The sequence below is a fragment of the Burkholderia sp. Se-20378 genome, from assembly GCF_017104665.1.
GTDB classification, from domain to species: domain Bacteria; phylum Pseudomonadota; class Gammaproteobacteria; order Burkholderiales; family Burkholderiaceae; genus Burkholderia; species Burkholderia lata.
The window spans coordinates 1-8,792 of sequence record NZ_JAAGPG010000366.1 but is presented as its reverse complement, the minus strand read 5'-3'; the positions used below and the strand labels follow the sequence as shown (position 1 = coordinate 8,792).

The following is an 8,792-nucleotide window of genomic DNA, read 5'->3' as shown; positions in this document are numbered from 1 at the left end:
CCTCTGTCCCTCCGCGACGCTGTGCCGGTTGGGCGCGTGCGGGCCGGCCGGTGCGACGGTCGATCGGTGTCCGGGCGGGCCGGGCGTCGCGCGCTGGTACCTCGGGCGCCCGGCGCAGACCGCCGAACGCTTCGTTCCCGATCCGTTCACGCCCGGCGCGCGGCTGTATCGCACGGGTGACCGCGTACGGTTGCGTGTGGATGGCCGGCTCGCGTTCCTTGGCCGCATCGACGACCAGGTGAAGATTCGCGGCTACCGTGTCGAACCGGGCGAGGTGAGTGCGGCGGTGCGTGCGGCCGGCCCGGTTGCGCAGGCTGAAACGCTCGCGATCGAACACGACGGCCGCCTGCGGCTCGCGACGTTCGTCGTGATGCGCGACGGTGCGAACTTCGACGAGGCTGCCTTGCGCACGGCGCTTGCCGCGAAACTGCCCGACTACATGGTGCCCGCGCAATTCGTCGCGCTCGCGCGCCTGCCGGTCACGGCGAACGGCAAGATCGATCGCGCCGCGCTGCGCGAACTGGCGGCTGCGCCGGTCGCAGCTGCATCCGGCGATGCACCGCAGGGCGCGGTCGAAACGGTGCTCGCCGACGTCTGGCAGGCCGTGCTGAAGGCGCCGCAGGTTGGCCGCAACGACAATTTCTTCGAACTCGGCGGCGATTCGATTCTCGTGCTGCAGGTGATCGCCCGTGCGCGCAAGCGCGGCGTGCGCTTTACGCCGAAACAACTGTTCGACGGCCCGACGGTCGCCGAACTCGCCCGCATCGCGAAGACGGAGGACGTGGCTGCCGCTGCTGCCGTACAACCCGCGGTCGCAGCCAGCGCACCGGTGACTGCAAAGGTCCTGACGCCCGCGCAGCAGCGCTTCTTCGCGCTCGACATCCCGCATCCGGGCCACTGGAACCAGTCGGTTGCATTCGACGTGCGCGGGGCGTTCGACGCCGATGCGTTCGCGCGCGCCTTCGAATCATTGCTGACGCATCACGATGCATTCCGCCAGCGTTTCGCGCGTGGCGCGGACGGTACGTGGCACGCCAGCGATGCGGCGAAGCCTTACGACGCACTGCCGTTCGTCGAAGTCTCCGCCCGCGACGATGCCGACGCGCTTGCGCGCTTCGACGCATTGCAGCGCCGTCTCGACCTCGGCCGCGGGCCGCTTGGCTGCGCTTGCGCGGCACGCTTGCCGGACGGCTCGACGCAGCTCTATCTCGCGATTCACCATGCGATCGTCGATGGCGTGTCGTGGCGCATCCTGCTCGACGACCTGGACACGGCGTACCGCGCCGCATGCGAACGCACGCCGATCCGGCTGTCGCAGCCGGGCCTGCGCGCGGATGCGTGGGCCGCACGGCTCGCCCGTGCGGCGACGGAACCGGCATCGCCGTTCGCGGACGAAGCCGCTTACTGGGCCGGTATGGCGCAGGGCGACGACGTCGTGCCCGACCATCCCGACGCAACGGCGACGAACGCCGATGCGGCTGTCGTCGTGCAAACGATCGACGCGGCATTGACGCGCGCAGCGTTGACCGATGCGCATGCGGCCTATCGCACGCAGACGATCGAACTGCTGGGTGCGGCGCTTGCGCTGACGCTGGCCGGTGTCAGCGGTGCCGCATCGTGCCGCGTCGAACTGGAAGGGCATGGCCGCGAGGCGCTGTTCGACGACGCGGATGCGAGCCGCACGATCGGCTGGCTGACGAGCCATTACCCGGTGACGCTGCCGGTCGCGGCCACGCCGAGTGACACGCTGGGCGCGGTCAAGGACGTGCTGCGCGCGGTGCCGCACAAAGGGCTCGGCTTCGGCGTGCTCGCGCACTACGGCGATGCGGCGACGCGTGCGGCGCTGGCCGCCGTGCCGCGTCCGCGCGTCACGTTCAACTATCTCGGTCAGTTCGACGCACCGCGCGATGCCACGCTCGTGCCGCGCTTCGGCGGCACCGGCATCGAGCGCGATCCACAGGGGCCGCTCGGCAATACGCTCGCGATCCACGCCTACCTCGACACGGATCGTGACGGCGCACGCACGCTGAAAGTGCACTGGGTCTACGGCGCACCGCAATTCGAACGCGCGACGATCGACGCATTCGCCGAACGCTTCGCGGCGGCGTTGTGCGAACTCGTCGAAGCGTGCGCGTCGCGCGTGGCGCATCGCGGCGGTGGCGCGACGCCGGGCGATTTCCCGCTCGCGCACGCCGCCGGCCTGACGCAGGCCGCGATCGAACGCACGCCGCTCGACTGGCGCACGATCGACGACGTGTATCCGTTGTCGCCGATGCAGCAGGGCATCCTGTTCCATGCGCTGTTCGCACCCGGTCACGCCAGCTATGTGAACCAGCTCGTCGCGACCGCGACCGCGCTTGACGCCGACCGGCTCGCCGCCGCGTTCGAAGCGTCGATCGCGCGCCACGACATCCTGCGCACGAGCGTGATGCCGGACGAAGCCGCGCCGCTGCAGTGCGTGCATCGCCACGCACGAATGCCGGTCGAACAGCTCGACTGGCGCACGCGCGGCGACACGTTCGATGCCGCTTTCGACGCATGGCTCGCGGCCGACCGCGCACGCGGTTTCGACTGGCGCGAGCCGCCGCTGATGCGGCTCACGCTGATCCGCGTGACCGACGCAGCATGGCGCGTCGTGTGGACGCGTCACCACGTGCTGCTCGACGGCTGGAGCACCGCACGCCTGCTCGCCGACGTGCTGCGCGACTATCGCGACCCGGACGCCGTGTCGCCGTTCGCGAGCCGCCCGGCGCTGCGTTATCGCGATTTCATCGCATGGCTCGGCACGCGCGACCGCGACGCCGACGAGCGCTTCTGGACGGAACGCCTCGCGCGACTCGACGCACCGACGCTGATTGCGGAACGCACGGCCGACCGCGCGGATGCCGAAATGGTCACGTGGCGCGCAACGCTCGATGCCGACGCGATGACGCGCGTCGCGCAGACCGCCCGTGCACTGAAGCTGACCGTCAACACGCTGGTGCAGGGCGCCTGGGCGCTCGCACTGCAGCGGATGACGCACCAGCCGGCCGTCGCGTTCGGCGCGACCGTCGCGGGCCGTCCGGATGCGCTCGCGGACGTCGATTCGGTGCTCGGTCTCTTCATCAACACGCTGCCGGTCATTACCGCACCCGCGCCGCAGCAACGCGCGGCCGACTGGCTGCAAACGCTGCAACGCGAGAACGCGGCTGCCGCCGAGCACGCACACACGCCGCTCGCCGACATCCAGCGCTGGGCGCGCGGCGCGGGCGGCGCACTGTTCGACACGCTGGTCGTGTTCGAGAACTACCCGGTGGACGACTCGGCGCGCGACGCCGATCCGCGTGCACTCGCATTGAGCGGCGTGCGCAGCATCGAAGCGACCGATTTCGCGCTGACGCTCGTGATCGAGAGTGGCGCCGAGCTGACGATCGACTACGGCTACGACACCGCGCGCGTCGATGCACGACAGGTTGAAACCTGGCACCGCGCGTTCGCGTGTGCACTCGATGCGCTGGCCCGCACGCCGGATGCGCTGCTCGGCACGCTGTCGATCGCCGACGATGCCACTCGCGACGTGCTGGTACGTGCGCAGGACACCGCGCACACCTGGCCGGACGGACAACGTCAGCCGCTGCATCTGCAGTTCGCCGACGCGGCACGGTCGACGCCCGACGCAATCGCGCTCGAATACGCGGACATTCACGGCGGTGTGCATCGCACAACCTATCGCGAACTCGACGTCAGCACGTCATGCATCGCGGCCGCGCTGCGCCGACGCGGCGTGCAGCCCGACACGCCGGTCGCGCTGTGCGTCGAGCGTTCGTTCGACATGGTGATGGCGCTGGTTGGCGTGCTGAAGGCCGGTGCGGCTTACCTGCCGATCGATCCCGACTATCCGGCCGAGCGCATTGCATACATGTTGCGCGACGCGCGGCCGGCGGTCGCGATCACGCAGGCCCACCTGCGCGAGCAGGTCGAGGCCGCACTGGGTGACGGTGCGACAACCCAGTTGCTCACGGTTGCGGACCTGCTCGCCGATGAAACCGAAAACGACGCTGCCAACGCGACCGCCACGATCGACGACGCCCAACTCGCGTACCTGATCTACACGTCCGGTTCGACCGGCAAGCCGAAGGGCGCCGGCAACACGCACGGCGCGCTCGCGAACCGGATCGCGTGGATGCAGCACGCATACCGGCTCACGCGCGACGACGTCGTGCTGCACAAGACGCCGTTCGGCTTCGACGTATCGGTATGGGAATTCGTGTGGCCGCTGGCGATCGGCGCGAAGCTCGCGATCGCCGCGCCCGGCGATCACCGCGATCCGGCGCGTCTGGCCGCCGCGATCCATGCGCACGGCGTGACGGTGCTGCACTTCGTGCCGTCGATGCTCGCCGCGTTCGCCGCCTATCTCGACGATTTCTCGGCCGCCGCGCAGTGCGACAGCGTCCGCCTGATCGTCGCGAGCGGTGAGGCGCTCGCGCCGGAACTCGTCGCGAAGATGGCGCGGCTGCTGCCGAACGCGACGCTCGTGAACCTGTACGGGCCGACCGAAGCGGCAATCGACGTGTCGCACTGGACCTGCGGCCCCGACGACGCAAATGCGGTCGCGGTGCCGATCGGCCACCCGATCGCGAACCTGCAGCTGCACGTGCTCGATGCCGCCTGGCAGCCGGTGCCGGCCGGTGCGACCGGCGAACTGTATCTCGCGGGCGCGGGCCTCGCGCGCGGCTATCTCGGCCGTGCGGCGCTGACCGCCGAGCGCTTCGTGCCCGATCCGTTCGTGCCGGGCGCGCGCATGTACCGCACGGGCGACCTTGCGCGTCGGCGCGCCGACGGTGCGCTCGACTACCTCGGCCGCGTCGATACGCAGGTCAAGCTGCGCGGCCAGCGGATCGAGCCGGGTGAGATCGAGGCGCTGCTGCGCGCGGCGCCCGGCGTGAACGATGCGGTCGTGATCGTGCGCGACGAGCAACTGATCGGCTATGTCGCACGCGGCGACGCGGGCCCGCTCGACCGGGCGGCGTTGCTCGACGCGCTGCGCGCGCAACTGCCGGCTTACATGGTGCCGTCGCAGCTGATCGAACTCGATGCATTGCCCGTCACGCCGAACGGCAAGTGCGACCGCCATGCGTTGCCCGCGCCGGTGCGCGAGGCGGCGGCCGGAGCCGAGCTCGCGACCGACACGGAACGCGCGCTCGCCGAGATCTGGCAACGCGTGCTGCGCGTGGACGCGATTGGTCGCGACGGCGATTTCTTCCTGCTCGGCGGCCATTCGCTGCCCGCGACGCAGGCCCACGCGCAGGCGAACCTGCACTGGGGGCTCGCATTGCCGCTGCGCACGCTGTTCGACACGCGCACGCTGGCGCGCTGCGCGGAGGCGATCGACGCGGCCTGCGCGGCGCGCGGCGAAACCGACGCGGCGAGCGCGATCGATGCGCTGCTCGGCGAACTGGAAACCCAATAAGGACGACGGATGACGAAGGTTCAACCCGACTGGCTCGCGCTCGCGACGCGTTTCGCGCAACTGCCCGACGCGCAGCGCGCGGTCTTCATCGACAAGCTCGGCGCCGCCGGCATCGATTTCCGCGTGCTGCCGATCCCGCCGCGTACGCCACGCAGCGACCGCGTGCCGGCGTCGTTCGCGCAGACGCGGCTGTGGCTGCACGCGCGGCTGATCGATGCGCCCGACGCGTATCACATCACCGAGCGCCTGGCGCTGACGGGCCCGCTCGACGCGCATGCGCTGCGTCTTGCGTGCGACGCGCTGATCGCGCGCCACGAGGCGCTGCGCACGACGTTCGACGAAGCGCAGGATGGTGTCGCGCAAACGATCCACGCGCCGTTGCGCTGCCCGTGGCGCGAAACCGATCTCGAGGCGCTGCCGGAGGCGCAGCGCACGGCGCGCGCGGAGGCCGTCGCGACGGCCGATGAAGCCGAGCCGTTCGATCTCGGCGCGGCGCCGCTCGTCCGCGCGCATCTGGTGCGCTTCGATGCGACGCATCATTGGCTCGCGCTGACCGTGCATCACATCGTGTCGGACGGCTGGTCGTCGGGCGTGATGCTCGAGGAACTCGCGGCGTTCTATCGTGCGTATGCGTCCGACCGGCCGGTGCCGCTCGCGCCGCTGCCGATCCAGTACGCCGATTACGCGCTGTGGCAGCGCCGCTGGCTCGACGCCGGCGAACGCGATCGCCAGCTCGCGTTCTGGCGCGAACGACTCGATCCGCAACGCGGCGTGCTGGCGCTGCCGGGCGCGGCGGCACGACCCGCACGTCGTAGTGCGCGCGGTGCACGCCATGTATTTTCGCTCGACGCGCGCATCGGCGCGCAACTGCGCGCATTCGCGGCTGCATCGGGCGCCACGCCGTTCGCGGTGCTGCTCGCCGCGCTCGATGCGCTGCTGGCGCGCGCGACCGGCGACGCGCGCATCTGCGTCGGCGTGCCGGCCGCGAACCGCGAACGTGCGGAAGTCGCCGGCCTGATCGGTTTCTTCGTCAACACGCTGGCGATCGATGTCGATGTGCCCGCGCACGGCGATTTCTCGTCGCTGGTCGCGCGCACGCAGCGTGCGCTCGTCGACGCGCAGATGCACCAGGACGTGCCGTTCGAGCAGGTGGTCGACGCGCTCGGCGTGCCGCGCAGTGCAAGCCACCATCCGCTGTTCCAGGTGATGGCCGCGTACGGCGAGCGCCGCGCGCTGCCGGCGCTCGGCGCGGCGTCGGCCGCATTGTTGCCGTCGGGCACGCCATCCGCGAAATTCGACCTGACGCTTTCGGTCGAAGCGACGCCGGACGGCACGTTCGACGCCGCATTCATCTATGCGCTCGACCTGTTCGAAGCGGACGCGATTTCACGGCTGGCCGCGCGCTTCGTCACGCTGCTGGCCGATGCGCTCGCGCGCCCCGACATGCCGGTCGGCGATCTCGACTGGCTGCCCGCCGCCGAGCGCGAGCAGCTTTTCGCGTGGAACGCGCCGGCGGGCGCAACCGGATCCGAACCGTTCGTGCCCGTTCATGCCCGCATCGCCGCGCATGCACAGGCACGGCCCGACGCACGCGGCGTCGCCGATATCGATCGCGCGCTGACGCGCGGTGAAGTCGATGCGCGCGCGGCGCGGCTGGCGCGCCACCTGGTGGCAGCCGGCGTACGACCGGAAATGCGCGTCGGCGTCGCGCTGCAGCGCTCGGTCGACCTGCTCGTCGCGCTGATCGCGGTGCTGAAGTCGGGCGCCGCGTTCGTGCCGCTCGATCCTGCGCATCCGCGCGAACGGCTCGCGCAGATCGTCGGCGACGCGAACATCGCGCACGTGCTGACCGACGGCGCGAGCGTCGCGTCGCTGCCCGAATTGCCGGACCTGCGCGTGTGGCGCGCCGACGAAGTCGACGCACTCGACGAAGCCGCGCACGTCGTGCTGCCGGACGTGCTGCCGGGCCACGCGGCCTATGCGATCTACACGTCGGGTTCGACCGGCAAGCCGAAGGGCGTGATCGTCGATCATGCGTCGTTCGCGCTGCATTGCGCGGCGATTGCCGAGCGCTATGGCGCGGGCGAGAACGACGTGTTCCTGCTGTTCCAGTCGGTCAACTTCGACGGCGCGCACGAAGGCTGGTTTTCGCAATACATGTCGGGCGCCGCCGTGTCGGTGACGGCCGACGTGCTGTGGCCGCCGGCGCAGACCTGCGCGATGATGGTCCGCGACGGCGTGACGATGACCTACGTGCCGCCCGGTTGCGCCGCGCAACTCGCCGAATGGGCGCTCGCGCATGGCGCACCGCCGACGCTGCGTTCGCTGACCGTCGGCGGCGAGGCGACGTCGCGCGAGGCGTTCGCGATGCTGCGCCGCGCGCTGCCGAACGTGCGCGTGGTCAACGGCTACGGCCCGACCGAGACCGTCATCACGCCGACGCTGTGGATGTTCCGGCCCGGTGACGATCTCGCGAAGCTCGGCGACGCCGCGTACCTGCCGATCGGCACGCTGGTCGGCGCACGCACCGCGCATGTGCTCGACGAACGCCTGCACCCGCTGCCGGTCGGCGTGATCGGCGAACTGTATCTGGGCGGCGAGGGGATCGGTGTCGCACGCGGCTATCTTGACCGCCCGGCGCTGACGGCCGAGCGCTTCGTGCCCGATCCGTACGGCGCGCCGGGCGCGCGGCTGTACCGCACGGGCGACCTCGTGCGGCGTCGCGCAGACGGCGTGTTCGACTTCATCGGCCGCGTCGACCACCAGGTGAAGCTGCGCGGGCTGCGCATCGAACTCGGCGAGATCGAGGCCCAGCTTGCCGCGCACGAGGCAGTGCGCGAAGCCTGCGCGGTCGTGCACGGGCAGGGCGCACTCGCGCAGCTCGTCGCGTATGTCGAACTGACTGCCGATGCACAGGCGGCCGCGCAGCCGGTCGAAGCCGCGACGCTCGACGCGCACCTGCGCCGCACGCTGCCCGATTACATGGTGCCGGCTCAACTGATCGTGCTCGACGCACTGCCGCGCAATGCCAACAGCAAGGTCGACCGCGCACGACTGCCGGCGCCGGTGCGCGTCGAACGCGCGTACGAAGCGCCGCACGACGGCGACGAAGCCGCGCTCGCGGCGATCTGGTGCGACGTGCTGAATCTCGAGCGCGTGGGCCGCGGCGATCACTTCTTCGATCTCGGCGGCCATTCGCTCGCCGCCGTGCGCGTTGCGACGCGCGTGGCCGAACGGCTCGGCCGCGACGTGCCGGTGCGTGCGCTGTTCGAAAGATCCGTGCACGCCCTGACAGAGCTGCCAGCACGTGAGAGCGTCGACACGAGACAGAGGGGGCAGAAAG

General features: G+C 70.7%; 2 protein-coding genes. Both read left to right on the top strand.

The annotated features are described in order from the left end of the window. A partial coding sequence (locus G3N93_RS28300) for a non-ribosomal peptide synthetase (RefSeq protein WP_206134444.1) occupies positions 1-5,449 on the top strand: 5,449 nt, incomplete at its 5' end. Between the two features lie 9 nt (positions 5,450-5,458). Beyond that, a partial coding sequence (locus tag G3N93_RS28295) for an amino acid adenylation domain-containing protein (RefSeq protein ID WP_241026739.1) occupies positions 5,459-8,792 on the top strand: 3,334 nt, incomplete at its 3' end.